The 24815-nt window shown below is 74.5% G+C and carries 25 protein-coding genes and 1 pseudogene; 11 read left to right on the forward strand and 15 right to left on the reverse strand.

What is annotated here, in order from left to right; genetic code table 11:
* Nucleotides 1-100 precede the first annotated feature (100 nt).
* Nucleotides 101-763: a DUF4360 domain-containing protein gene (locus ABD973_RS01405; protein ID WP_164721016.1), complete on the reverse strand. Its 663-nt coding sequence runs from the start codon at nt 761-763 to the stop codon at nt 101-103.
* Nucleotides 764-1028: 265 nt separating this feature from the next.
* Between ABD973_RS01405 and ABD973_RS01410 the strand changes: the two genes are divergently transcribed.
* Entirely contained in the window at nt 1029-1982 is a 954-nt protein-coding gene (locus tag ABD973_RS01410) for a nucleoside hydrolase (protein WP_345497829.1), read from the forward strand.
* A 186-nt stretch (nt 1983-2168) separates the two neighbouring features.
* Here ABD973_RS01410 and ABD973_RS01415 read toward each other — a convergent pair.
* The 3 genes and pseudogenes from ABD973_RS01415 to ABD973_RS01425 form a co-directional block, all read right to left on the reverse strand.
* Nucleotides 2169-2936: pseudogene (locus tag ABD973_RS01415) on the reverse strand (IclR family transcriptional regulator domain-containing protein); the annotation flags it as partial.
* Nucleotides 2937-3802: 866 nt separating this feature from the next.
* Nucleotides 3803-4381, reverse strand: a complete 579-nt coding sequence (locus ABD973_RS01420; RefSeq protein WP_241253482.1) for an RNA polymerase sigma factor — start codon at nt 4379-4381, stop codon at nt 3803-3805.
* Between the two features lie 391 nt (nt 4382-4772).
* Nucleotides 4773-5405, reverse strand: a complete 633-nt coding sequence (locus ABD973_RS01425) for an NADPH-dependent FMN reductase (protein ID WP_125824322.1) — start codon at nt 5403-5405, stop codon at nt 4773-4775.
* Between the two features lie 312 nt (nt 5406-5717).
* On the opposite strand from ABD973_RS01425, the gene ABD973_RS01430 reads away from it, so the two are divergent.
* A complete protein-coding gene (locus ABD973_RS01430; RefSeq protein WP_241253481.1) occupies nt 5718-6458 on the forward strand; it encodes a polysaccharide deacetylase family protein in 741 nt (246 codons plus the stop codon).
* Between the two features lie 85 nt (nt 6459-6543).
* Here the strand turns inward: ABD973_RS01430 and ABD973_RS01435 are convergent, their stop codons facing one another.
* The gene (locus ABD973_RS01435) at nt 6544-7389 is read right to left on the reverse strand and encodes a glycine-rich domain-containing protein (RefSeq protein ID WP_164720785.1); all 846 of its coding nucleotides are present in this window, start codon (nt 7387-7389) and stop codon (nt 6544-6546) included.
* 430 nt (nt 7390-7819) lie between these two features.
* Here ABD973_RS01435 and ABD973_RS01440 point away from each other — a divergent pair, with 430 nt between their 5' ends.
* A complete protein-coding gene (locus ABD973_RS01440) occupies nt 7820-8929 on the forward strand; it encodes a mechanosensitive ion channel family protein (protein ID WP_125823569.1) in 1110 nt (369 codons plus the stop codon).
* Between the two features lie 10 nt (nt 8930-8939).
* On the opposite strand, the gene ABD973_RS01445 is transcribed toward ABD973_RS01440, so the two are convergent.
* Nucleotides 8940-9794, reverse strand: coding sequence for an SDR family NAD(P)-dependent oxidoreductase (locus tag ABD973_RS01445; protein ID WP_345497837.1), 855 nt, complete (start codon nt 9792-9794; stop codon nt 8940-8942).
* Between the two features lie 92 nt (nt 9795-9886).
* On the opposite strand from ABD973_RS01445, the gene ABD973_RS01450 reads away from it, so the two are divergent.
* A complete protein-coding gene (locus ABD973_RS01450; RefSeq protein ID WP_125823567.1) occupies nt 9887-10339 on the forward strand; it encodes a MarR family winged helix-turn-helix transcriptional regulator in 453 nt (150 codons plus the stop codon).
* Here ABD973_RS01450 and ABD973_RS01455 read toward each other — a convergent pair.
* A complete protein-coding gene (locus ABD973_RS01455) occupies nt 10326-11555 on the reverse strand; it encodes an MFS transporter (protein ID WP_125823566.1) in 1230 nt (409 codons plus the stop codon). The genes ABD973_RS01450 and ABD973_RS01455 overlap by 14 nt on opposite strands.
* Nucleotides 11556-11634: 79 nt before the next feature.
* Between ABD973_RS01455 and ABD973_RS01460 the strand changes: the two genes are divergently transcribed.
* Nucleotides 11635-12501, forward strand: coding sequence for an ArsR/SmtB family transcription factor (locus tag ABD973_RS01460; protein ID WP_125823565.1), 867 nt, complete (start codon nt 11635-11637; stop codon nt 12499-12501).
* Nucleotides 12502-12538: 37 nt separating this feature from the next.
* Here ABD973_RS01460 and ABD973_RS34690 read toward each other — a convergent pair whose 3' ends face one another.
* Nucleotides 12539-12652: an MFS transporter small subunit gene (locus ABD973_RS34690; protein ID WP_425586072.1), complete on the reverse strand. Its 114-nt coding sequence runs from the start codon at nt 12650-12652 to the stop codon at nt 12539-12541.
* Nucleotides 12649-14007 (reverse strand): L-lactate MFS transporter, encoded by a 1359-nt coding sequence (locus ABD973_RS01465; protein ID WP_125604237.1) that lies wholly within the window; start codon nt 14005-14007, stop codon nt 12649-12651. The genes ABD973_RS34690 and ABD973_RS01465 overlap by 4 nt, the downstream gene beginning before the upstream one ends.
* Nucleotides 14008-14113: 106 nt before the next feature.
* On the opposite strand from ABD973_RS01465, the gene ABD973_RS01470 reads away from it, so the two are divergent.
* A complete protein-coding gene (locus tag ABD973_RS01470) occupies nt 14114-15010 on the forward strand; it encodes an alpha/beta fold hydrolase (RefSeq protein WP_164721095.1) in 897 nt (298 codons plus the stop codon).
* A gap of 7 nt (nt 15011-15017) precedes the next feature.
* Here ABD973_RS01470 and ABD973_RS01475 read toward each other — a convergent pair whose 3' ends face one another.
* Together ABD973_RS01475 and ABD973_RS01480 are read right to left on the reverse strand one after the other, a co-directional pair.
* On the reverse strand, nt 15018-16103 hold the full coding sequence (locus tag ABD973_RS01475) for a cation diffusion facilitator family transporter (RefSeq protein WP_345497844.1): 1086 nt from the start codon (nt 16101-16103) through the stop codon (nt 15018-15020).
* 143 nt (nt 16104-16246) lie between these two features.
* Complete coding sequence (locus ABD973_RS01480) at nt 16247-16798, reverse strand: hypothetical protein (protein ID WP_345497846.1); 552 nt, start codon at nt 16796-16798, stop codon at nt 16247-16249.
* 193 nt (nt 16799-16991) lie between these two features.
* Between ABD973_RS01480 and ABD973_RS01485 the strand changes: the two genes are divergently transcribed.
* The 3 genes from ABD973_RS01485 to ABD973_RS01495 all read left to right on the forward strand — a co-directional run bounded on the left by ABD973_RS01485 (nt 16992) and on the right by ABD973_RS01495 (nt 20062).
* Nucleotides 16992-17663, forward strand: coding sequence for a hypothetical protein (locus ABD973_RS01485; protein WP_125823561.1), 672 nt, complete (start codon nt 16992-16994; stop codon nt 17661-17663).
* 102 nt (nt 17664-17765) lie between these two features.
* Nucleotides 17766-18326 carry a heme-binding beta-barrel domain-containing protein gene (locus ABD973_RS01490; RefSeq protein ID WP_345504417.1) on the forward strand — a complete coding sequence of 187 codons (561 nt, stop codon included), beginning with the start codon at nt 17766-17768 and terminating at the stop codon, nt 18324-18326.
* Between the two features lie 116 nt (nt 18327-18442).
* Entirely contained in the window at nt 18443-20062 is a 1620-nt protein-coding gene (locus ABD973_RS01495) for an alpha/beta fold hydrolase (RefSeq protein ID WP_345497848.1), read from the forward strand.
* Here ABD973_RS01495 and ABD973_RS01500 read toward each other — a convergent pair.
* Both ABD973_RS01500 and ABD973_RS01505 read right to left on the reverse strand, forming a co-directional pair.
* On the reverse strand, nt 19990-20748 hold the full coding sequence (locus ABD973_RS01500) for an SDR family NAD(P)-dependent oxidoreductase (protein WP_125823558.1): 759 nt from the start codon (nt 20746-20748) through the stop codon (nt 19990-19992). The two genes, ABD973_RS01495 and ABD973_RS01500, sit on opposite strands and share 73 nt — an antisense overlap.
* Before the next feature lie 111 nt (nt 20749-20859).
* The gene (locus ABD973_RS01505) at nt 20860-21444 is read right to left on the reverse strand and encodes a TetR/AcrR family transcriptional regulator (protein WP_345497851.1); all 585 of its coding nucleotides are present in this window, start codon (nt 21442-21444) and stop codon (nt 20860-20862) included.
* Nucleotides 21445-21582: 138 nt separating this feature from the next.
* On the opposite strand from ABD973_RS01505, the gene ABD973_RS01510 reads away from it, so the two are divergent.
* Nucleotides 21583-22017: a CBS domain-containing protein gene (locus ABD973_RS01510; RefSeq protein ID WP_125604115.1), complete on the forward strand. Its 435-nt coding sequence runs from the start codon at nt 21583-21585 to the stop codon at nt 22015-22017.
* Between the two features lie 219 nt (nt 22018-22236).
* Nucleotides 22237-23301, forward strand: a complete 1065-nt coding sequence (locus ABD973_RS01515; protein ID WP_125823556.1) for an N-acetylmuramoyl-L-alanine amidase — start codon at nt 22237-22239, stop codon at nt 23299-23301.
* On the opposite strand, the gene ABD973_RS01520 is transcribed toward ABD973_RS01515, so the two are convergent.
* Entirely contained in the window at nt 23276-24091 is an 816-nt protein-coding gene (locus ABD973_RS01520) for a class I SAM-dependent methyltransferase (protein ID WP_125823555.1), read from the reverse strand. The two genes, ABD973_RS01515 and ABD973_RS01520, sit on opposite strands and share 26 nt — an antisense overlap.
* Before the next feature lie 2 nt (nt 24092-24093).
* A complete protein-coding gene (locus ABD973_RS01525) occupies nt 24094-24753 on the reverse strand; it encodes a DUF2278 family protein (protein ID WP_345497857.1) in 660 nt (219 codons plus the stop codon).
* Between the last annotated feature and the right edge of the window lie 62 nt (nt 24754-24815).

A 24815-nucleotide genomic window follows, 5' to 3' on the forward strand; every position in this document is an offset into this window, starting at 1 on the left:
CCGAACGCCCTCAATGGCATCTCTTCACACCGCCCGCGGAAAGCGCGAGGGGCCGCGCCCAGGGGGATCCCGGGCACGGCCCCTCGCCGTCCCTGCGCCGTCAGCGCCGCTGCGGGCACGTCTTCCAGGAGAAGTGGTACACGGTGTTGAAGCTGCCGTCGGTGGAGTCCATCGCGACGAAGCTCGTGGTGTTCGCGGTGTCGGAGGAACCGGCCTGGGCGCGCAGCTCGGTGTTGATGTTCAGGTTGCGCTTGGCCCCGCAGGGGTGGAAGACCAGGGCCTCGACGGGCACCGAGTCCGACACCTGCCAGTTGCCCTCGGTGGGCCCGTTCAGGGTGTGGCTCCGGTAGGCCGTCTGCTGCATGCCCTGGAAGTAGTAGCTGGCGTTCTGGGTGGCGCTCGCGCCCTGCGCCAGGCTGGCGAAGCCGCGGTAGTCCGCCTTGGCGATGGCGTAGGTGTAGCCCTGGGGCACGTTCACGCTGAGGCCGAGCTGGCAGTTCTTGCGGAAGTCGGTCGCCTTGGCGTCCTTGCCCACCTGGGCGAGGTACTCGCTGTACGTCACGGTGAAGGCGGTGTTGTCCGGGGAGACCGCGACATTGGCGGTGCCGGGGCGACAGCCGGAGCCGTTGACCTGGACCACGTCGACGGTGATCTGCCCCGGCGGCGCGGGGAACGGCAGGGCGGGCGCGGCGCCCGCGGAGGGCGCCAGGGCGGCAGCGGCGAGCGCGGCGGCCGCGCCGGCAGTGAACACCGTTCTGAGCATGGGGAGTCCTTCCGATCGCTGCTGTGCGTGATCGGCACGAACCGTTCCACACTCCCCGCGGCCAAAGGCGCAGGCGCGTCAGCCGCGGCCCCCGTCACCCCGCACAGGACCCCCGTCCGGGGCAGTCGTCCGATCATCACACCGTGCGCCCGGGGCGTGTCCGCCACTGCGCCACGACCCGGCCGCCTTTTGGCTCGTAAGGGGCGGTCCGCGCGGCCGTACGGCGGCAGACTGGGCCGTCCAGGCCCACGAGGAGGTCCAGCGCGTGCCCGTTCCGATCATCATCGACTGCGACCCCGGACACGACGACGCCTTGGCGATCATGCTCGCGGCGGGGGATCCCGCCGTCGACCTCCTCGCCGTCACCACCGTCGCCGGGAACCAGACGCTGGAGAAGACCACCCTCAACGCCCGCCGGGTCCTGACCCTGGCCGGCGTCACGGACGTGCCCGTCGCCGCGGGCTGCGACCGGCCGCTGCTCCAGCCGCTGGCCGTCGCCGCCGACGTGCACGGCGAATCGGGGCTGGACGGACCGAGTTTCCCGCCGCCGACGGTGGACGTGGTGCCCGAGCACGCGGTGGACCTCATCCACCGGATCCTCGTCGGACACCCCGAGCCGGTCACCCTGGTGCCCACCGCCCCGCTGACCAACATCGCCCTGCTGCTGACCCGCCATCCCGGGAGCGCCGCGCACATCCGCGAGATCGTGCTGATGGGGGGCTCGGTGGGCCCGGGCAACCGCACCCCGGCCGCCGAGTTCAACGTCTACACCGACCCGGAGGCCGCCGCCGTCGTGTTCGGCAGCGGCGTACCGGTGACCATGTGCGGGCTCGACGTCACCCACCAGGCGCTGGCCACGCCCGAGGTGCTGGCCCGCTTCGAGGCCCTCGGCACCCCGATCGGCTCGGTCTGCGTGGAACTGCTGACCTACTTCGCCTCCGCCTACCGCCGGCTGTGGGGCATGCCCCACCCGCCCCTGCACGACCCGGTGGCGGTGGCGCGGGTGATCGACCCGGCGATCGTGGGCTGCGCCGACGCCAACGTCGTGGTCGAGCTCCAGGGCCGCTACACCCGCGGCGCCACCGTCGTGGACCTCCACCAGTACGTGGGACGGCCCGTGAACGCGCGGGTGGGCACGACCCTGGACACGGAGCTCTTCTGGGACCGCATGGTCGGCGCGGTGGCCGCCCTCGGCTCCCGCGGCCCCGGCGGGGCGTGAGGGAGCCGAGGGCGGCGGAGGCCGGCCCCGGGGCGGGGCCGGCCGTGGTCGCTAGACGGTGGTGGACAGGAAGGGGCGGGGCAGTCCGGCCGGGGCCGTCCCGCCGGCCGAGGTGTCCCGGAACCACCGGGGCCCCGGGGTGGCGGCCGCGCCGCGGACCGCGGGGGCGGGCTGGGCGCTGCCGGCCACGATGAGGGCGAGTAAGACGGCGGCCGCCTCGCTCTGCAGGATCCGGGCGGCCTGCTTCAGCCGGCCCGGATCGGGGACGGGGATGGACAGCGCCACGCATTCGGCGTTCGGGCCCGAGGTGATGGGGACGGCCGCGCACACCGTGCCGAGGGCGTACTCCTGGAGGTCGAGCAGCGGGGCGCCCGGCCCGCGCGCGTCGAGCTGGTGGAAGAGGGCCCTCTCGCTGCCGATGGTGTGCGGGGTCAGCTTGGACATCCGGTGGCGGTCCAGGTGGTCCTTCCTGTCGTCGTAGTCGAGCTGGGTGAGCAGGGCCTTGCCGACGGCGGAGGCGTGGGCGGCCGCCCTGAAGTCGACCCATTCCTCGACGACGGGTGTGCCGGGGCCGTCGGCGTACTGGGTGATGGAGACCTCGCCGTCGCTGTAGCGGGCCACGTAGACGGCGGCGCCCACGGCGTCGCGGACCCAGGCGAGGGTGTCCTTGAGGTGGCCGCGCCCGTCGCCGCCCGCCGCGTCGGTGAGCGTCAGGGCGTTGCCGGCGACGTAGGCGTCCGGCCCGGTGGGGGCGGCCAGGCTGGCGCGGACGAGCTGTTCCACCGCGCGGGCGATCACCAGCTGCGGCAGTTTCGTCTCACGGGCGATCTGGGTGAGGCTGACTCCGCCCGAGTACCGGTTGACCACTTCCAGGACGCGCAGCGCCTGGTGCACCGATTCCAGGGCGGCGGACGCCGGCCGGCCTTCGGGGCTCTTGCGGGCGGCGTGCGTCAGGTGCGGCTGCTTGAGCGCCTCGAGCGCCCACGCGTTGGCCTCCCCCGTCAGGTGGAGGGGGTTGAGGCGGGCGTGGTGGGCCACGGCCACGGCGACCGGTGGACTGGGGGTGAACACGTCTCCCAGGTCCGGGTGTTCGTGGTGGGGGCGCGCCGCGACCGCCTGGCGCAGCCGTGCGGGCAGCCGGTAGGGCGGCCGCGCGGCCCGGCCGGGCCCGCTGGTGAGCGAGCTGAGGTCCTGGGTGGTGATGGGCGGGGAGGTCCAGATCACGGAGGCGGCCAGGGCCTCTTCGAGGTCCTCGGGGACCGGCTGCAGGTGGGGCAGATGCTCCTCGGCGGGCAGGGTCCGGGCCTGCTGCTTCCAGTGCCTCGCCGTGCGTACCTCCGCGCGGGAGAGGTGGTGCAGGTAGAGGCACTGCGCGGCGGTGCGGGAGCCGGCCCCGGCCGCGTACTGGAACCAGAACCGGGCGCCTTCCGTACGGTCCGTCAGGTGGAGCAGACAGCCGAACAGCAGGGCCGAGTCCACTCCGTGCGGCCAGGATTCGGCGTGCAGGGCGAGCTCCGCGAAGTCCCGGCTCTCCACGAGGGACCAGGTCACGTCGTCCAGGACGCGGGCCGCCCGCACGTGGCAGGCGGCGTCGAGGACCAGGTCGTCGTGTGCGCAGGGGCCGCTCTGCCCGCGGGCGGGCAGGTCCGGTCCGGTGGCGCCGATCGCGGAGCGGGCCCGGTCGGCCACGATCCGGCGGGCGATGCGACGCCGGGCCGCGCCCTCGTCGTACCCCGCGTACTCCTCCGCGAGCACCGCGGCGTTCTTCAGGGCCGCGTCCAGTTCGCACAGCGGCATGTCACGGTCAGCGGGCATGTCGCTCACTGGTCCTTCTCCTCTCCGGGGATCCAGTCCACCCCGAGCTTGCGGGACAGGGTTCGGCGTGCGCCGCGTACGTGCGAACGGACCGTCGCGGGGGAGATCCCCATCATCCGTGCGACCGTGTCGGAGTCGTTGCCCAGCAGGAACGCCAGCAGCACCACGTCGTACTGCCGCTCGGACAGCTCCGCGATGGCCGCGTACAGGCCGAGCTTGGACTCCAGCAGTTCGAGGCGTTCGCGTGACGAGCGGCGCAGGGCCGAGAACCACGCCGTCTCCACCATGGCCACCTGGCGGCCGAGGGCCGCCAGCCGGCGTTCGACGTGTTCGCGGAGCACCGCCCAGGCGAAGCCGTGCAGGCTCGCCTCCTTGAGGGCCTGGCGCCACACCTTCAGGAGGAAGGTGAACACGTCGTCGACGACTTCCTGGGCGTCCTTGGCGTTGCCCAGCTGGAGGTGGGCGTAGCGCAGGTACGCTCGGTGCTGCTGGGAGTGGAACGCGGTGAACTCCACGGGCAGGACGCCCGCCAGTTCACTGGAGACCGTCTGGTCCCCCGCTGGGTCGAACTCACCTTCGCTCATGCACTCCCCCACCGTTGCTCGTCGCCGCCCTCCAGGGCGGTGGGTGTCACATCGCTCGAGAAAACACGGACCGTGGTGGTGACTATCAGCGCGAGGGCGACAATCTCGGCAACATTCACTTCGGCGTGGAACCTTCCAAATGGCGTGTGGGGTGGTCGGCTGCCTGCCCCCGTGTGCGACAGCCGTGGAGCGCGAACGCCCCCATCACCACCCCATCGGAAACGACGCCCGATCGTGCAAGCCGGTCCCGGAATTCTTCCGGAAGAGTCGCATCCGCCGTCCCGCACGCCCCCTCGGCACCAGCGCGCGCCCCCGGACACGGGTACGCGCCCCACCCCGGCCGCGGCGGTGCCGGCGGCGGGGTGGGGCGCGTACCCGAGGGTGCGGCGGCTCAGTCCTGGGCGCGGGCGGTGACCGGCGCGTCGGTCCGGTCGCCGAGGAACTCGTACCAGCGGCGCTGGAGGCACAGGTAGCGGGTGTCGGCCTCGGCGAGGTCGAGGAAGGACTCGACGGTCGCGGTGAGGCGCTCGCCGAGCCCACGGTCGCGCAGCGCGCCGTCCTCGGTGAACTCCTGATGGGCCATCGCCAGGCTGAACATGTCGGGGTAGACCCGCGCGCCGAGGTGTTCCAGCGGGACGCGCAGCGCCCACAGGCCACGGTTGCCGCCGACCATCGAGGGCGAGGCCGACACCAGCAGGACCTGCTTGTCCTTGAAGGGCTGCGGCCGGACGCGGGAGACCCAGTCGACGGCGTTCTTGACCACGCCCGGGACGGAGGCGTTGTACTCGGGCGAGGCGATGACCAGGGCCTGCGCGGCCTCGATCCGCTCGCGCAGCGCCAGTGCCCCCGGCGGCACGCCCTCGTCGGCCTCCAGGTCGCCGTCGTACAGCGGCATCGGGAAGTCGCCGAGCACGGCCGGTTCGGCGGTGGCGCCGGCCCGCACCACCAGGCTCGCGACCAGTGCGGCCAGGCGGGCGTTGACCGAGCCCGTCCGGGAGGAGCCGGAGAGCACGAGCGCGTGCAGCGAGGCCCGGCCGTTGAGTTCCCGCTGCTGGGGGCGGGCCGGATCCGACGGGAAGCGGTCCTGGTCGGTGGTGTTCACGGCTGTCTCCCTTGCCGGTGCGCGGCCTTCGGTGACGGGGGCGGGGTGCCCGAAGCGGACTGTACGGGGCCGCCGGCCGGGGCCGGTCCGGGCGCACCGTGGGGCGGCGGTACGGCCGGCGGAGATCACCCGGGTGCCCGGCACGGCCGCGCGGCGCCCGGGCCGGCGCTCTCGCACACTCGTGGCAGCGCCGCGCGGTGCGGTGCGCCGGCCGAGGGAGCGACTGTGGTGGATGTGGGACGACGTGCCGCGATGGCGGCGCTGCTGGGCGCGGGTCTGGTGGCCGCCGGGAGTGCCGCGGCCGCCGCGGCGGCGGGACCGCGGCCGCCGGCGTCGCTGCTGGGTCAGGAGATCCGGCGGCTGCCGACCTCGCGCAGGGTGGTGGCGCTCACCTTCAACGCCGCCTGGGACGAGAGCGGTCTCGAGACGGTCCTGGCGGAGCTGCGGCGGCGGAAGGCGGCCGCCACCTTCTTCCCCACCGGCCTGTTCGCGAGGGCCCGTCCCGCGGCCGTGCGGGCGATGGCCGCGGCGGGGCACGGGCTGGGCAACCACTCGCACAGCCACCCGTACTTCGACGACCTCGCCACGGCGGAGCGGGAGCGGGAGGTGCGCACCGCGGACGCGGCGATCCGTACGGCGTCCGGGGCCGAGCCGCTGCCGTTCTTCCGGTTCCCGTACAGCTCGGCCACCGAGGACGCGGTGGCGGACGTCAACGCGCTGGGGTACGCGGCGATCGAGTTCACCGACGACACGAACGGCTACCTGGGACCGGCCGGCGGGATGACGGTGGACAAGGTGGTCCGCCGGGCGGTGCGCGCCCTGGGACCGGGGGCCATCCTGCAGTTGCACGTGGGCAGCAGCGCGGGCGACGGGGTCGTCCTCGACGCGCAGGCCCTGCCGCGCATCGTCGACGCGCTGCTGGAGGAGGAGTACGCGGTCGTGGACCTGCGGGAGTTCCTGACGGCCGCGCGGTGACGGACGACCGCCCGCCCCCTCGGCCGCGGAGGCCGTGGGAGCGGGCGGTCAGGGTGTTCCCGGGCGCCCGGTCAGGGTGCCGCTGCTACCACCAGATGACGACGTAGCCGGCGCCGCCGGACTGGCCGGGGCTTCCGGCCTGGTTGGCAGCGTTGCCGCCCGCCCCGCCGTCGCCGCCCTCGGCGGCGCCCGGGGGGAGCTCGACGATGCCGTCGGCGGGGGTTCCGCCCTCGCCGACCGTCGTACCGATGCCGCCGTTCGTGCCGGCGCCGCCCGCACGGTTCACGCTGGTCGTGGTGCACGAGCCGTTGCCCCCGGTGCCACGGGCACCGCCGGCACCCGGGCTGGTGGTACCGGCGCCACCGCCGCCACCGCCGCCGCCACCGGTGGCGGTGGCGAGGGTGGTGCTGGTCGCCGTCGCGACGACGGTCGTGGGCTCGCCCGGGTTGCCGGAGGTTCCCGGGGCGCCCGCGGGACCGCCGCCGCCCGCGGATCCCCCGTCGCCGATGTCCACGCCGTAGTCGGCCAGCGGGCGTACGTTCAGGACGCACCAGGTGAAGCCGCCGGCGCCACCGCCACCGCCCGCACCGCCCGGGGCGGTGGCGGACGCGCCGCCACCGCCACCGCCGCCACCGCCGGCGCCCCAGGCCTGGACGAACACGGTCGTGACGCCCGCCGGCACGGTGAAGGTGTTGTCGGAGGTGAACTGGCGCAGACCGTGCGGGAACTGCACGGCCTTCTTCTTGTGGTCGTCCTTGCCCTTGTCCTGGTGCCTCTGGTCCTGGGCCGACGGCTTGGGTCCGTCCGCGAACGCCGCCGGGGCGGTCGCCACCAGCTGGCCGGACAGGGCCGCGGCCGCGGCGAGGGAGACGAGCAGCAGCCGGGACCGGGTCCGGGGCCGTCGGGAGACCTTCTGAGCGTTGAGGTTCATGACTTCCTTCCCCGCCGGCGCCGAGGAGCGCCGCGGGAGCGCGAGGGAACGGTCGCGTGGGCCCCCGTGGCCCGTGGGCCGGGCCGGGCGCCTCTCCACGCGGTGCACATATCACCGGTCCCCGCCGCCGGGGCCTGGCCGACTGGCCGGGGGTGTGGGCCGCTCAGGTGAGGGGTTCGTCAACGCGGAGCAACGGCGCCCCACCCGAACGGGGGCGCGGTGCGCCCCCGGCGGCCGGGCGGAACGGCGGGGTCCGGGTGTGGGGGCGGCGGGGCCATGGGGCAGGATGACAGTTCCGTTCGGAATGCGTACATCCGCTCCAACGGCGCTGCTCACGACACGACCTGACAGGTGACAAGGTGACGACACAGCACATACGGCGGCCCGCCGCGGCCCGTTCCCTCACCCTCCACTGCGCGGGGGCCGGGCGGTGACCCGGGACCTCGTCCTGCACGACTGGGTGGTGGCGGGCGTCGCGCTGGCCACCGGCGGCGTGGCCGGTCTGGTCCTGCGGGCGCTGATGAAGTGGCTGGCCAAGCACGCGAGCCGGACCAAGTGGAGCGGGGACGACGTCATCGTCGACGCGCTGCGGACGATCGTCCCCTGGGCGGCGGTGATCGCCGGGGCCGCGGTGGCCGCTTCGGCGCTGCCGCTCACCGCGCGGGTCGGGGGCGTGGTCGACCAGTCGCTGACGGCGGTGCTCATCGTCATCGCCACCTTCAGCGCGGCGCGGGTCGTGGCGGGTCTGGTCCAGTCGGTGGCGGCGTCCCGTACGGGTGTCGCGGCGTCGGCGACGATCTTCGTCAACATCACCAGGATCGTGGTGCTGACGATGGGCGTCCTGGTGGCCCTGGAGACCCTCGGGGTGTCCATCGCCCCGCTGGTCACCGCGCTGGGCGTGGGCGGTCTGGCGGTCGCGCTGGCCCTGCAGGACACCCTCGCCAACCTCTTCGCCGGGGTGCACATCCTCGCCTCCAAGACCGTCCAGCCGGGTGACTACATCCGTCTGACCAGCGGTGAGGAGGGGTACGTCGTCGACATCAACTGGCGCAACAGCGTGGTGCGCAACCTGTCGAACAACCTGGTGATCATTCCCAACGGCCGGCTGGCGCGGACGAACATGACCAACTACAGCCAGCCCGAGCAGAAGCTGTCGATCCTGGTGCAGGTCGGGGTGGGCTACGAGAGCGACCTGGAGCACGTGGAGCGGGTGACGCTCGACGTCGTCGACAGCGTGATGGCCGACATCACCGGCGGGGTCCCGGACCACGAGGCCGCGGTGCGCTTCCACACCTTCGGGGACTCCAGGATCAACTTCACGGTGATCCTGGGCGTGGGCGAGTTCAGCGACCAGTACCGGATCAAGCACGAGTTCATCAAGCGCCTGCACCAGCGGTACCGGACGGAGGGCATCTCGATCCCGGCGCCCGCGCGCACGGTCTCGCTCCGGCAGGACGAGGCGGGGGCGCCGCTGCCCCTCCCGCCGGTCCCGCACCAGCGGGACGCGTCGTCCGAGGTGCTGGCGGACCGGCGGCGGTAGGGGTGAGGCGTCAGCCCACCCAGGCGGACGTCATGGCCTGGACGGCCGAGCCGTCCAGGTCGGCGAGCTTGGTCGCGACGAAGTCGCGGGCCCAGTCGGAGGTCTGGACGCGGAAGGCGGGCCGCTCGGCGGTCAGGGCCTCGGTGATCGGCGCGGCCGCCTCGGCCGGGGTCTGGGCCGTGGTGAACGAGGTGACCGTGCGCTCGACGTACGTCCGCAGCGCCGGGGCGTAGGGGCCGGCCGCGGTGAGCATGGCGGGCAGGTCCACGCCGATGGAGTTGACGAACTCGCTGGCCACCGCGCCCGGTTCGACGAGGGTGACGGCGACGCCGGCGGTCGCGGCGACCGGGGCGAGGGACTCCATGAAGCCCTCGACGGCGAACTTGGCGGCGCAGTAGGCCTCGTTGAAGGGCTGGCCGATCACGCCGCCGACGCTGGTGACCGTGATCAGGCGGCCGCGCGAGGCGCGCAGGTGCGGCATCGCGGCCCGGGTGACCTGGACGACGCCGAAGAAGTTGACCTCCATGGTGGCGCGGACGTCCTCGACCGTGCCCTGTTCGATCGTCCCGACGTGGCCGGCGCCGGCGTTGTTCACCACGGCGTCGAGCCGTCCGTGCTCGGCGAGCAGCTCCTCCAGGCAGGTGTCGATGGACGCGGGGTCGACCACGTCGAGCCGCTTGACCTGGACCAGGTCCTCGACCCCCGCCTCGACGGCGGCCCGGCGCAGCGGGCCCGCCTTCGCGGTGTCGCGCATGGTGGCGACGACCTGCCAGCCCGCCCGGGCGGCGAGGACGGCGGCCGCGAGGCCGATGCCGGAGGAGGTGCCGGTGATCAGGACGGTCTTCGGGGTGGCGGTGCTGCTCATGGGAGGTGCTCCGGGGGGACGAGGGGAGAATTAGGTGTGTGCACACACAATATATTTATGTGCGTGCACACGCAAGCGGCTAGGCTGCCGGTATGGCGCGCACAGACCTCACCATGGGTGACCTCACCGCCCGGGACCACGCCTTCTACGGCCTGATCTGGGCGGGCACCACCCTCTCCGCCCGCATCGACCAGGAGCTCACGCGGGCCCACGGCCTGCCGCTGTCCTGGTTCGAGGTGATGCTGTGGCTCAACGGCCAGAGCGAGCCGGTCGCCGCCTCCGCGCTGGGGGCCAAGACCCTCCTCAGCCGCAGCCAGGTCTCCCGCGTCGTCGACCAGCTCCAGGCCCGGGGCCTGGTCGACCGGGTCCCCTCCCCCACGGACGCCCGCTCCGTCTGCGTACGCCTGACCGCCGACGGCCGCCGGGCCTTCGCCGAGGCGGACGCGACCCGCCGGGAGGCCCTGCGGGAGGTCTTCGACGACCGCCTCGACGACGCGGACATCGAAGCCCTCGAAACCGTCTGGGCGAAGCTCAAACGGCGCTGAGCGCGCGGGCGTTCCGCAGTGGCGAGAGCAGGAGCGGAAGGACCGCGAGGAGTTCCCCCAGTGCGCCGATCCACATCGCCGGCCGGGCGCCGAGCCACTGCCCCAGCAGCCCGCCGGCCAGGGCGCCGAGGGGCATGGCACCCCACACCACGAAGCGGAACGTCGCGGCGGTGCGGCCGAGCAGGGGCGCGGGGCACACCCGCTGCCGGTACGCGACCGAGGTGATCTTGAAGGTCATGAAGGCGGTCCAGCCCAGCCCCTGGAGGGCGACGGCGGCCGCGAACCGCCAGTCGTCCCGGTAGAGGGGCACGGCCGACAGCCACAGCACGCCGCTGACGGCCACGGACGCGCACATCGCCCGGCCCTCGCCCACCCTGGCGGCGACGCGCAGGGTGAGCAGGCTGCCGAGGAGGCCGCCCAGGGCCTCCACCGTGAACACGGCCCCGCACAGCAGCGGGGACAGCCCGAGTTCCCCCGCGAGCAGCACCATCAGCATGGCGGCGCCGACGGTGCCGAACAGGTTGGAGACGGCGGAGGCGGCGGTGATCGCCCGCAGGGTCCGGTCGCCGAGGACGAAGCGCAGCCCCTCGGCGATCTCGACGCGCAGGCTCGCGCGGGCCCCTGCGGCGGGGCGCGGCTCGGGCCGGCGCACGCGCGAGACGAGGAACGCCGAGAGCAGGTAGCTGACGGCGTCGACGGCGAGGGCCACGGGCGCGGTCAGCGCTGCGACCAGCACTCCGGCCAGGCCGGGCCCGGCGACCTGGGTGACGTTGCGGGTGGCTTCCAGGCGGACGTTGGCGTCCGCGAGGCGGTCCGGCTCGACCAGCCGGGGCAGTGCGCTCTGGGCGGCCACGTCGGAGAAGACCGTGCACACCGACATCCCGAAGGCCACGGCGTACAGGTGGGGCAGCGACAGCACGTCCAGCCCCGCGGCCATCGGGACGGACAGCAGCAGGGCGGCCCGGCCCAGGTCGCCCGCGATCATCACGGGGCGGTGGCGCAGCCGGTCCACCCATGCGCCGGCGGGCAGTCCGATCAGCAGGAAGGCCAGGTACTCGCACGTCACGAGCAGTCCGGCCTCGAACGCGGTGGCCTCGAGGACACCGATGGCCACGAGCGGCAGCGCGAGGAGGGTCACGGCGGAGCCGGCCTGGCTGACGGTGTCGGCGGTCCAGAGCCGGCGGAAGTCGGCGTGGAGGGGGAGGTGGTTCTTCATGCCGCGAAGATGTCGGCCGCGGGGGTGGCCGGGCCAATGTTTTAGGCTGAGCGAAAAGGTCCGACGTGGGGGTGGGTACGTGGGGGAAGTGCGGTTCGGGGTGCACGACGTCGCCGGCATCAGGTTCGCCGTATCGCCGCTGTGGGAGACCGTGGCCGCCTTCCGGGCCACCGCCGACCCCGGGCGGCACGCGGTCCATCTGCCGTGGATCAAGTCGGTGCTGCCGCTGCGCGAGGACCGCTCGCTCGCCGGCCGGATCGCGCCGCTGCGTGCGGCGGCCGCCTCCCCGGGGTTCACCACGCCGCCGCCGCGCTGCCCGCTGGCCGAGTTCGAGGAGGAACTCGCCCTGATGGGGGCCGCGCCGGAGCCGGCCGGGGCGTTGCGGGCCTGGTGGGAGGCGGCGGTCCGGCCGTACTGGCCGCGGATCCGGGCCGTGCTGGAGGCGGACATCGCGTACCGCACGCGCCAGCTCGCCGAGGACGGCATCCAGGAGGTGTTCGCCCGCCTGCACCCGTCACTGCACTGGACCGGCGACCGGCTGGTGTCCGACGACCTGCCCCCGGCCGGGCCGGACCTCGGCGGCACGGGCATCGTCCTGGCCCCCAGTGCCTTCGCCGTGCGCTGCCACCTGCTGGCCGGCACCGGGACCGCTCCCCCGGCGCTCGTCTACCCCTCGCGGGCCGTGGGCGGCCTGTGGGAGCGGCGGGGCACCCGGGCGGACGGGCTGGCCCGGCTGCTGGGCCGCAGCCGGGCCCGGCTCCTCGCCCTCACCGGTTCGCCCAGCACCACCACGCAGCTGGCGGCCGTCAGCGGGCTCAGCCTCGGCGCGGTGTCCCAGCACCTGTCGGTGCTGCGCGACGCCGGTCTCGTCACCGGCCACCGCTACCGGCGCGAGGTGCACTACACGGCGACCGAGCTCGGCACCGCCCTGCTGGAGCGGTCCTGAGCGGCCGGCCCGCACGCGTCGGCGCCGCCGCCGAGGGTCAGCCCGTGAACAACTGGCGCATCTTCAGGGCCAGTTCGTACATGCCGTAGCCGAAGGGGAGCCCGACCCAGAGCCAGGCGACGACGGACAGCGTGCGGCGCCGGCCGGTCACGGGGCGGCTCCCTCGGGGGTGGCGGGAACGGCCCGCGGGGCGGCGTCCGGTGGTTCGTGGTGGCGGGGGTGCACGGGCCGTACGAGTTCGTTGGCCACGAAGCCGACGGCCAGCAGGCCGATCATGATGAGGAACGAGGTCCCGTAGAGGGCGGTGCCGGTGCGCCCGGCCGCCTTCCCGGCGTCCGCCACGGCGTTGACGATCAGCGGGCCCACGATGCCGGCCAGCGACCACGCGGTCAGCAGCCGGCCGTGGACGGCGCCGACCTGGTGGACTCCGAAGAGGTCCTTCAAGTAGGCGGGGATCGTGGCGAATCCGCCCCCGTAGAAGGAGAGGATGACGGCGGCGCAGGCGATGAACAGGGTCTTCGAGGAGTTTCCGTTCAGCGCGATGAGGAGGTACATCAGCGCACCGGCGCCCAGGTAGAGGCGGTAGACCCGTTTGCGGCCGACGAGGTCCGAGGCCGACGACCACACGAAGCGGCCGAGCATGTTGGCGAGGGACAGCAGCCCGACGAAACCGGCCGCGGCTCCCGCGGACACCGGCGCCGGCGTACCGGCGAAGAAGTCCGTGATCATCGGGGCGGCCTTCTCCAGGATGCCGATGCCCGCGCTCACGTTGGTGCACAGGACCACCCACAGGCACCAGAACTGCGGGGTGCGCAGCGCGGCGCGGGCGGAGACCCGGGGGCCGGGCGCCGGCCGGTCCCCGCTCGCGGCCGGGGCACCGGGCGGCGTCCAGCCGGGTGGGGGGAGCCGCACGAGCAGCACCCCGAAGGCCATGAAGACGGCGTAACCGGCCCCCATGGCGAGGAAGGTCTTCGAGATGCCCGAGGAGTCGCGGCCGAAGGCGTCCAGCAGCCGCGCCGTCCACGGCGCGGCGATCAGGGCCCCGCCGCCGAAGCCCATGATGGCGATGCCGGTGGCCATGCCGGGCCTGTCGGGGAACCACTTGATGAGGGTGGAGACCGGCGAGATGTAGCCGATCCCGAGGCCGATGCCGCCGACGCAGCCGTAGCCGAGCACCACGATCCAGTACTGGCGGGTGGCGGCACCGAGGGAGGCGACGAGGAACCCGGACGTGAAGCACACGGCCGACACGGTCATGGCCCAGCGCGGGCCGTGCCGCTCGACCAGGGTGCCGCCGAAGGCGGCGGAGAGCCCGAGCATCACGATCGCGAGCTGGAACGGCACGGCGGAGGCGGTGCCGGAGAGCCCGAGGGAGGTCTCCAGCGGCGGTTTGAAGACGCTCCAGGCGTAGGCCTGGCCGATGGCGAGGTGGACGGAGAGGGCGGCGGGCGGAACGAGCCAGCGGCTCCAGCCCGGTGGGGCGGGCGTACGCAGTCCGGCGAACATGCCGCGGACCGTACAGCACGCGGACACCGCCGCGTGATGGCCTCTCGCGCCAATCTCCCCCGGTATGTTCGGCCTCTGCCCCTGCACTGGAGGAGACGGCGTGACGGTGAACGAGGAGAAGGCCGTGGGCGTGGGACCGACGGGCATCGAGGTGGCCTACGAGCGGTGGGGCGACGCTCAGGATCCGCCGGTGCTGCTGGTCATGGGCATCGCCCTCCAGATGCACGGCTGGCCCGACGGCTTCTGCGCGGAGCTGACGGCGCGGGGCGTGCGGCTGATCCGGTTCGACAACCGCGACGCGGGCCTGTCCACCCACTTCCCCGACGCGCCGCTGCCCGACGTGCCGGCGGCGCTCGCCGGCGACCTGTCGTCCGCGTCGTACTCCTTGTCCGACATGGCCGCGGACGCGGTGGGCCTGCTGGACGCGCTGGGGCTGGACAGCGCCCATGTCGTCGGCATGTCGCTGGGCGGGGCCATCGCCCAGACGATGGCGATCGAACACCCCCACCGGGTGCGGTCGTTGACCTCCCTGATGTCCACGACGGGCGACCGGGCGGTGGGGCAGCCGGACCTGAGGGCGCTGAGCACGCTGGCGGGGCCGCCGCCGAGGAGCCGCGAGGAGGCGGTGGAACGGACGGTCAACGCCGTGCGGGTGCTGGGCTCCCCGGGCTTCCCCTTCGACGAGGCGGCGGTGCGCGAGCGCGCCGCCCGCGCCTTCGACCGGTCGTACGACCCGCTCGGCGTCGGCCGCCAGGCCGTGGCCTCGGTGGCGTCGGGCGACCGTACGGAGCGGCTGCGGTCGCTGCGGCTGCCGACGCTGGTGGTGCACGGCGCCGACGACCCGATGTGCGACGTCAGCGGTGGCCGGGCCACGGCGGGGGCCGTCCCGGGTGCCGAGCTGGTGGTCTTCCCCGGCATGGGCCACGACCTGCCGCGGGCGCTGTGGCCCGAGATCGCCGGGCTGATCACGGACCTCGTCCACCGTACGGAGGCGGTCCGCTGAAACCGTCTCAGGCCGGCAGGTGCGCGGCGGCGGCCGGGTGGTCGGTGTGAACGGTCGCGGCCGCCATCCTGGGGATCGCCCGGATCAGGGCGTGCTCGGCGGCGAGGGCGAGTTCGTGCGCCTGGACGACGGTCAGGTGGCCGCCGACCACGATGTCGGCCTCGGCGCGCAGGCTGTGGCCGATCCACCGCATGCGCAGCTGTCCGACGCCGAGCACCCCGGGCACGTCCCGCAGCGCGTGCTCGGCCGTGTCGACGAGGACGGGGTCGACGGAGTCCATCAGCCGGCGGCCGACCTCGCGGGCGGCGTCCTTGAGCACCAGCAGGATGGCGAGGGTGATCAGCAGGCCGACGACGGGGTCGGCGGCCGGGAGGCCGGCCGCGGAGCCCGCGGCCCCCAGCAGGACGGCCAGGGAGGTGAACCCGTCGGTGCGGGCGTGCAGGCCGTCGGCGACCAGGGCGGCGGAGCCGATCCGCCGTCCGGTGCGGATGCGCAGCCGGGCCACCCATTCGTTGCCGGCGAAGCCGGTCAGCGCGGCGGCGCAGACGGCCCACAGGTGGGTGACCTCGCGGGGGTGCAGGAGCCGGTCGACGGCCGTCCAGGCGGTGAGGGCGGCGGAGGCGGCGACGGCCAGCACGACGAGCACGCCCGCCAGGTCCTCGGCGCGGCCGTAGCCGTAGGTGTAGCGGCGGTCGGCGGCGCGCCGGCCGAGGACGAAGGCGATGCCGAGCGGTACGGCGGTCAGGGCGTCGGCGGTGTTGTGGACGGTGTCGCCGAGCAGCGCGACCGATCCTGACAGGGCGGTGATCACGGCCTGGGCGGCGGCGGTCGCGCCGAGCACCGCGAGGGAGGTCCACAGCGTGCGCATGCCGTCGCGGGAGGCCTCCATGGCCGCGTCGACCTTGTCGCCGGAGTCGTGGCGGTGCGGGGTGAGCAGGTGCCGCAGTCCGCGCCACCGGCGGTGCGTGTGCCGGTGCTCGTGCTCGTGCTCGTGGTCGTGCCCGTGCCCGCGCCCGTGGTCGTGGTCGGGGTGGTGGTCGTGACCGTGCCGGTGCGCGGAGGTGCTCCGGCCGCTGCTCCGATTGCCGTCCATGGGCCCTACGTTGGCACACGGAACCCGTTGCGGCTACGGCCGTCGTACCGGCCGTGACCAGGTGCGACAGCCTCGCACCTGCGCACCCTGGCGACGTGCGGACCGGTCGGCGAGGGCCGGCGGCGGGCCGTGCCCGGGCGGGCTCAGAAGAGGGCCGTGAGGAGTCCGACCAGGAGGCCCGCCGCGACGCCCAGTACGACCACGGCCACCATCGCGGCCAGCGCCGAGAGCACGAACCCGCCCCCGTCCACCGCCCCGCCCCGCCGGGCGCAGGCCGCCAGCCAGGCCGCGAGGGCGAGGAAGGGGACGAGGAGCAGGCCGGTCGCCACGCCCAGGTTGCCGACGGCGAAGCCCGACAGTTCGTACGCCTTCCCGTGCGCGGTGCGGACCTCCACCTCGGAGCCGGGCCGGTGCTCCTCCGCGGCCGTCTCCAGCAGGATCTCCTCCTGCGGACCCCCGCCCCCGCGGGCGGGGGTGTAGCGGCCCTTGCACTGCGTGCCGGCCGCGTAGCCCTCCACGTCGGCGGCCTCGTGGCACTCGGCGATCGTCACGACCCCGTCCACGGGACCGAAGCCGAGCACGGCGGCCAGTTGCGCTCCCGGCAGGAGCCAGAGCAGCCATGCCGCGAGGACGAGGGTCGCCACCGATCCGAGCGCCGCCGCGCCCCGGACCGCCCCGCCTGCACCACCCCGCACCCCGCACCCCCTCCCCCGCTGGGCCATACCCGTGACCGCGGCTGCCTAACGCGGGACGTGCCCAAGTAGCCACCGTCCGCCATCCGCCATATGGGGTGCCCACGCCCCCGCGGGGCCCCGCCCGGCTCCTAGGATGAGGCCCGCTGCGGCCCGGGAGCGCCGCAGCACGCGTCCACAGGCAGGGAGTTGACGAATGAAGCGGTTGCGCGCACTGGCGGCGGTCGGGGTCCTGGCACTGGCATCGGCGGGGGCGGGCACGGCCCAGGCCGCCGCCGGCCCGCCCGCGTCCGGCACGGGCGGCTGCCCGGCCGCGGAGATCTTCGCGACCGACAACACCGCCGTCATCACGGACCCGGCCGACCCCCGCCTCCGCACCCGGCTGCACCGCTTCGACCGCGAGGTCCGGGAGATCATCCGCTCGCACGGGGCGCGCACCGAGTCCTCGACCCTGCTCGACGGGGTGTTCTGGTCCGAGGAGGAGCAGCAGGCCACCTACGAGCGTTCGCGCGAGTTCGACGTGGCACGCGTCGACGCCAACGGGCTGCACCACATCGCCGACGTCATCCGCAAGCAGTACCGGCAGGAGTCCGTGCTGACGTTCCGCTGCCTGCCGCGCACCTCGCCGGAGACCGACGCCGTCGAGATCCAGGCCGACGGCGTGAGCGCCACCCGGCTGCGCGACGCGCTGCTCGCCGACCCGGTGGCACGGGAGCGGCTCGGCGGCGGCTCGGTCGCCCTCGACGGGCGGCTGATCCTGGTCGCGCCGCTCGCGGACCTGCCGCTCGCCCGGGAGTTCACGGCCCGGCTCGGTGTCGACTGGAAGTCCGCCGAGGTCCGGTACGGGGACGAGGAGTTCGTCGCGTAGCGCCCTCGTCGTGTCCGGCCGGCGGACCGCGCGGGAGCGGCCGCGTGCCGCGGGCTACGCTGCACGCCCACGGGGGACGACCACAGAACGGGCAAGGTGAACATGTTCGAGCCGGCGCAGGAGAATCCCTACCCCGACACCCACGTCCTCGGGGAGGGGCCCGAGCCGCATCCGCTGCTCGCTCCGGTGCTCCCCCTGCTGGGGCGCTGGCACGGGCGGGGAGAGGGCCAGTACCCGACCCTGGAGCAGGACTTCCGATACGAGCAGGAGATCGCCTTCAGCCACGACGGCCGGCCCTTCCTGCGCTACGAGGCGCGCGCCTGGCTGGTCGACGCGGACGGCGCCCCGGTACGGCCGGCGGGCCGGGAGGCCGGGTGGTGGCGGGTGACGCCCGACGCCTCGCTGGAGGTGGTGCTCGCCCACCCGACCGGCATCGTCGAGACGTACACGGGGTGGGTGTACGCCCCCGCCGCGGCCGGTCAGGAGGTCGAGATCGGGATCGAGACCAAGGACGTGTCGCTGACGCCGCTGGCCAAGGAGGTCACCGGCACCCGCCGCCACTACGCCCTCGGCCCCGAGGGGCTGACGGTCGTGCACGACATGGCGGCCGTGGGGCAGCCTCTCCAGCACCACTTGACGACCCGTCTGGTCCGCCGCGCCTGACGGCGGGGGTGGCACCAGCACCACCCCGGACACGGGTGGTGGGGAGATCGTCCCGGGCCCCCGATGTGCGGAGGATCGTTACGACCGATCACCGCTACGGGGGAGAGACCGCCCAGATGGACCTGTTGAAGAAGACCGCCCGCCGTGCCGCGGCCGCCGCCTTCGGGCTGCTCGCCGTGGCAGCCGTGCCCGCCGTCCCCGCGCACGCCGCGCCGGGGGCCGAGAGCCGCGCGATACCCGCCCGGTACGCGGACCAGCGCCTCGACTGGCGGCCCTGTGCCTCGGGTCCGCTGGAGTGCGCCTCGATGGTGGTACCGCGCGACTGGTACCACCCCGGCCGGGGGCCGGACCTCACGGTGGCCGTGTCCCGGCACCGTTCCACGGACCCCGCCGCCCGGCGCGGCGTCCTGATGATGGCCGCCGGCGGTCCGGGGGCCTCGGGGCTGGGGCGGCCGGCGGGCCTGGCCTCGTACGCGCCGAAGCTGGCGGCCGCGTACGACATCGTGAGCTTCGACCAGCGGGGCGTGGGGGCGAGCACGAACGTGGTCTGCTCCGGGCAGGACGAGGTGGACGCCCTGTTCGCGGGGGGCGACCTGCGGGACCGCTCGGAGGAGGCCGTCCGCGGGACCGTGCGGCGCGCGCGGGACTTCGTACGCGACTGCCGGCGCAACTCGGGCGGCCTGCTGCCCCACATCACCACCGACCAGGCCGTGCACGACATGGACCTGTACCGGTCCCTGCTGGGCGTCCGGCAGGTGTCGTACTACGGTCCGTCCTACGCCACCTACCTCGGCGCCGTCTACGCGACCCGCTTCCCGAGCCGGGTCGAGCGGGTGGTGCTCGACAGCAACATCGACTTCAGCGGCAGCTGGCAGGACTTCCTGACGGGCCAGCCGATGAGCTTCCAGCGCCGGTTCGAGCAGGACTTCCTGCCGTGGCTGGCGGCGAACGACGCGACCTACCACCGGGGCGGGACCCCGGCCGAGGCCAAGGCCTCGTACGAGCGGCTGCGCGCCTCGCTGCGCGAGCACCCGCTCGACCTGGAGGGCACCCGCGTCCTGCCCGACCACCTGGACGCCGCCGCGACCTCCATGATCTACGGCGGCGACCGCTTCCCGGACCTGGCGGCGCTCCTGGCCGTCCTGGAGGACCCGGCGGGCGCCCCGGCCGCCACGCGCAGGGCCCTCGCGCAGAAGCTGAGGCACCCGATGGACGCCCGTTTCGCCGCGGACTTCTTCTCCGTGGTCTGCCAGGACACCCCCTGGAACCGCGACACCGCGTACTGGGTGCGCCGGAGCGGGGCGGACAGCCGCGACTTCCCCATGGCGGGCGCGCGGGAGCTGGCCTTCACCTCGGTCTGCGCCGCCTGGCCGCGCTCCGGCGCCCCGCGCGTGGAGGTGACCGGCCGGGGCCTGCCGCCGGTCCTGATGCTCAACTCGGAGCACGACCCGGCCACCTACTACGAGGGGGCCGTACGGGCCCACGGGCGGCTCGCGGGGTCGCGCCTGATCACGGTCGGCGGCGGCGACCACGGTGCGTACCAGTCGCGGAACGCGTGCGTGGACCGCTACGTCGAGGACTTCCTGCTCGACGGCCGGATGCCGGAGGCGGACGCCGCGTGCGCGGGGCGGCCGCTGCCGGATCCGGCCGCCCGCGGCGGGGCTCAGGCGGAGGAGCCGCTGTCGATGACGAGGTCGGTGCCGACGACCGAGCCGGCCGCGGGCGAGGCGAGGTAGAGCACGGCGGCGGCCACCTCCTCGGCCTCCGCGAGGCGGCCCAGCGGGTTCTCCTGCTTCATCCGCTCGGCGCGGTCGGCCTCGGTCTCGCCGGGCCGCAGCGACATGGGGCCGGCGGCGGCGCCGGGGCTGACCGCGTTGATGCGGATGCCCTCGTGGATGTGGTCGAGGGCGGCGGCCCGGGTGAGGGCGGAGACGGCGGCCTTGGAGGCGATGTAGGCGGCGGCGTTCGGGATCCGCAGGTGCGCGCCCAGGTTGGAGGAGACGTTGACGATGGCGCCCCCGCCGTTGCGCCTCATGTGCGCGATCTCGTGCTTCATCGCCAGCCAGACGCCGGTGACGTTGGTGCGCTGGACCGCGTCCCAGTCCTCTTCGCTGACGTCGCCGACGGGGCCCACCCCGCGGAGTATGCCCGCGTTGTTGACGGCGACGTCGAGTCCGCCGAAGCGGGCGACCGTCTCGCGGACCAGGTTCTCCAGCCGGCCCGAGTTGGTCACGTCCGCGGGGACGGCGGCGGCGGTGCCGCCGGCCGCCTCGATGAGGGCGACCGTCTCGTCCAGGGTGGCGGCGGTGCGTCCGGCGGCCACGACGGAGGCGCCCTCGGCGGCGAAGGCGAGGGCGATGGCCCGGCCCAGGCCGGAGCCCGCGCCGGTCACGAGGGCGGTCTTGCCGGTGAAGCGGTTCATCTTCGGTGACTCCTTCGGGGGCCGGGGCCCCATATTTGAACGATCGGTTCAGAATTCGGGCATGCGGAAGGGCGGAGCCAGGACATACGGGACGTACGGGGCGGCGGGCCGTCAGTCCAGCAGGGCCAGCGCCTGTTCCGCCGCGTCGCGGACGCGGGCGGGGTCGTCCGAGGCCTTGCCCACGACGCGGACGCCCTGGAGCAGGACCAGCAGCATCCGGGCCAGCGCCCGCGGGTCGCGCTCGCCCCCCAGCTCCCCCTGCCCCTGGGCGCGGACGAGCGCCGAGTGGAGCAGGGTCTCGAAGCGGTCCCAGCTCACCCCGACCCGGCGGGCGGCCGCGGCGTCGTGGGAGGCCAGCTCGGCGGCCGTGTTGGTGATGAAGCAGCCGCTCAGCCGGTCCGCCGGGGAGGCGGCCTCGGCGGCGAAGCGGCGCACCACGGCCCGTACGCCGGGCAGGGCGGGCCCCGGCGCGGAGAGCTGCTCCAGCAGCAGCGGGTCGAAGGTCTCGGCGTAGCGGTCCAGCGCCTTCAGGTACAGCTCGTGCTTGCTGCCGAAGGTCGCGTAGATGCTGGCCCGTCCGATGCCGAGGTGTTCGACGAGGTCGGCCACCGACGTCGCCTCGTAGCCGCGCCGCCAGAACAGCTCCAGGGCCGACTGGAGCACGGTGTCCGGGTCGAATTCCTTGGTCCTTGCCACGTCGAAGATCATAGAACCATCTGGAACGAACGGTCAACAATTCTGCCGGGCCGGGGCCCTGGCGCTCCCGGCGGGCAGCCCCGGTCCATCCGTGCTGTGCTCGTAAGGAAGGGAGGGAAGGCCACGGAAGGAGGAGCCATGGACAGGAACCTGCGGGCCCGGGACATCATGACCCAGGGCGTGCAGTGCGTACGCGAGGACCAGTCCCTGCAGGACGCGGCCAGGATGATGCGCGAGCTGAACGTCGGCTGCCTGCCGATCTGCGGGGACGACGGACGCCTCCAGGGGATGATCACGGACCGTGACATCGTCGTCAAGTGCTGCGCCGACGGCAAGGACCCGGCGGCGATGCGGGCCGGGGAGCTGGCGGGCAACCTGCACTGGATCGACGCCGACAGCAACGCCATGGAGGCGCTGGAGACCATGGAGGTCCACCAGATCAAGCGGCTGCCCGTCATCGACGTGGAAGGCGGCCACCGCCTCGTCGGCATGATCACCGAGGCGAATCTGGCCAAGAACCTCTCCGACGCGGACATCGCGGAGTTCGCGGTACGGGTGTACGCGGCCAACTGAGCGGCGGGAGCGGAGGAACCCGCCGGCCGCAGGCCGTGACCCCCGGGCCGCGGGCTCGTTGAAGGGGGCGGTCAGCGAAGTGCGCAGAGCGCCGACCGGGCACTTCCAGCCCGGTCGGCGCCTTGTGTCCTCGGGGCCCGGGACCGGTTCGGGGGCGTGTCGGAGCAGCCGCTGTTCCGGTTCACGTCCACCGTCGCCCGGGGATCCTGGAGAGCCGACTTGCGCACCCGCGGATTCCCGCTGACGCCCCTCACCGCCGCCCTGAGCTGCCTGCTCGTCACCATGGCCGCGGTCGGCGCGGAACCGGCCACCCCTCCCCCGCCGCCGCGCGCCGTGACCCTGACCTCGGCCGGTGCCCCCGTCCTCGCCAACGCCCGGACCCCCTTCAGCATGCTGGCCGTGACGGCCCCCGGCGACCTCCCCGGCGGCGGGCCGGGCGCCGGCACGTACCGGGTCCGCGCCCGGCAGCGGGGCTCCGGCCACTGGTCGCCGTGGACGGTGGTGGAGGGCGGGGAGCCCTGGTGGGCCGGGCCGTCCGACGCCGTGGAGGTGCGCGCGGCGGGCGCCGGCGGGGAACTGCCGGCCGGGCTGCGCCTCGACCTGGTCGACCCGGGGCCGGACCCCCGCCGCGCCGCGGCGCCCGTGCCCGCGGCCTACGCGAGGGCCGCCGGCTCCCGGCCCCGGATCGTCCCGCGCGACGGGTGGGGCGCGACCGAGGGGCCCGGCGAGGAGGCCGTGTACGGCAGGGACGTCAAGGCCGTGTTCGTCCACCACACCGCCCAGAGCAACGACTACGACTGCGCCGACTCCCCCGCCGTCGTACGCGGCCTCCAGACCCTCCACCAGCGGGTCAACGGCTGGAAGGACCTGGGCTACAACTACGTGGTCGACAAGTGCGGCACGGTCTTCGAGGGCCGGGCCGGCGGCTCCGGCCGGCCGGTCACCGGGGCGCACACCCTCGGCTTCAACGTCGACACGGTCGGGGTCGCGGTGATCGGCCACTACACCGACGTGGAGGCGCCGCCGGAGGCCACGGCGGCCGTCGCCCGGCTCGCGGCCTGGGCCCTCGGCCGGTTCGGGCACGTCCCCTCGGGCACCGTCGAGCTGACCTCCTCCATCGACAACGGGCGTTTCAGGGCCGGGGAGCGGGTGACGGTGGAGCGGGTCTCCGGCCACCGCGACGTCTTCGCCACCGAGTGCCCGGGCAGCGCCCTCTACCGGCAGCTGCCGGCGCTCCGGGACGCGGCCGCGGCCCCCTTCAGCGACCTGTTCGGCGGCCGCTGACCGCCCAGGCGCGGGCGGTCAGCGCGATCGGCCCGCCGGCCCGGACCGGCAGGGCGCGGGCGAGCCCGTCGCGCAGCCGCCCGCGCGCGGCCGGGGCCAGGGAGGCGACGTAGCCGGGCGCGGGGCCCTGCCCGGCCAGGAAGGGCTCCCACAGGTCCGCGAAGCCGGTGAACGGGGTCGCCACCTCGACCGGGACGACCCGTACCGCGTCCAGCCCGGCCCCCGCCCACAGCGTCTCCAGCGGCTCCGGACGGCACAGGGGGAAGCGGCGGCGCTCGTCCAGCGCGGCCGCCGACGGGTCCAGGGCGACGGCGGCGTCCCAGAAGCGCGCCAGGAACCCGATGCCGTCGGCGTAGTCCCATACGTACGCGGCGACCAGCCCGCCCGGGCGCACGACCCGGGCAGCCTCAGCCACCGCCGCGCCGGGGTCGGGCAGGAAGTTCAGGGCGAGGGCGCTGACCGCGGCGTCGAACGCCCCGTCGCGCACCGGCAGCGCCTGCGCGTCGGCCACCGCGAAGACCGGCCCCGGGGCGCCGGCCGGTGCGGTGGCGGCCCGGGCGGCCGCGACGAAGGCGGCGGACCGGTCCACGCCCAGCACCAGTCCCGGCCGGCAGCGGGCCGCCACGGCCCCGGCCAGTGCGCCCGTACCGCAGCCGGCGTCGATCCACCGGGCGCCGGGGGCGACCCCGAGGGAGCCGGCGAAGACCTCGGCCACCCGCCGGCTCCACCGGCCCATGTAGCGCTCGTAGCCGTCCGCGGCGGCCCAGGTGTCGAAGCGTTCCTCCGGCACGGCTAGACGGGGTGGCCGTCGGGGCCGGTGTGCTCGGCCTGGGTGGTGAACCGGTTGAGGAAGACGTCGTACAGGCCGTCGGGCCGGCGGGTGAGGGTGGCGCCGTCCTGCCAGGTGCCGTTGTCGTCCCACCACTGGCTGCCGTACGGGTCGCCCTGGTTCTGGTGGATGTTGTGCATGCCGAGGCCGTGGTCGAAGGGCTCTCCGAAGACCATGATCTCGCGGCCGGGCAGGAGGATGGGTTCCAGTGCCCGCGCCGCGTCGAGGTTGGAGCCCGAGCTCCAGGGGTGGGGCGGGTTCAGCCGGTCCATCAGGTTCCGGAGCCGGGCGGGCGGGCGGACGGGGAAGGCGCAGCCGGGCCGGTGTCGGAGGGCCGGGTGCCGCTGGTAGTCGAGGGCGCCGGAGCCGGAGCTCGTGGACAGCTCGTGGTAGCCGGGGTCCAGGGAGGGCACCGGGTCGAGCACGGAGGGGGCGAGGGTGAGCACCTTCCACTGGACGCCGGTGGTGGACTGTTTGCTGTCCACGTCGACCGCGCACCGGTACCGGCCGGCGGGCGCGTCCACCTCCAGGTTGACGTGGAACCAGTGCCCCTGGGTGTCCGGCGTGTCGCGGAAGTGGCGGTGCAGCGTTCCCGACAGCACCCCGTAGGAGTCGAGCGGCATGCGGCCAGTCAACCACCGCCCCGGCGCGCGGTGGTGTGACGCGCGGGGGATCCCCGCACCGG

Origin of the sequence: Streptomyces racemochromogenes, assembly GCF_039535215.1 — a bacterium.
GTDB classification, from domain to species: domain Bacteria; phylum Actinomycetota; class Actinomycetes; order Streptomycetales; family Streptomycetaceae; genus Streptomyces; species Streptomyces racemochromogenes.